Source organism: Bacillus sp. JJ864 (genome assembly GCF_036963045.1).
GTDB lineage: Bacteria > Bacillota > Bacilli > Bacillales > Bacillaceae_G > Bacillus_A > Bacillus_A pseudomycoides_C.
Map to the genome: position 1 here is coordinate 726 of NZ_JBALLY010000269.1, position 303 is coordinate 1,028.

1 protein-coding gene is annotated in these 303 nt (G+C 21.1%); it reads right to left on the minus strand.

What is annotated here, in order from left to right; genetic code table 11:
• Positions 1 to 261: DUF1430 domain-containing protein (locus V7024_RS24330; RefSeq protein ID WP_335524652.1), on the minus strand; the 261-nt coding region annotated here is incomplete at its 3' end.
• Positions 262 to 303 lie beyond the last annotated feature (42 nt).

The following is a 303-nucleotide window of genomic DNA, read 5'->3' on the forward strand; positions in this document are numbered from 1 at the left end:
AAGGATACAAAAAACAAGATATATAAAATCAAACTTCTCTAATATATATAAAATCAATATTGAAACAAACCAAACAAAATTAGTAAACATCAAATATAACTTATGTCTTTTAAAATACGAATAACCATGTATTATTTTAATAGTATGTTTCAGTTTATATTGTTCTAAATAATTTAATGTTGTAAACATACTTATAAACAAATAACCTAATAAAACAACAAATAAAACAACTAAAAATTGATATGCCCTTTCCACATGCATTTGAATTATACCTTCAATACTATCGTAAGCATTATATGATAC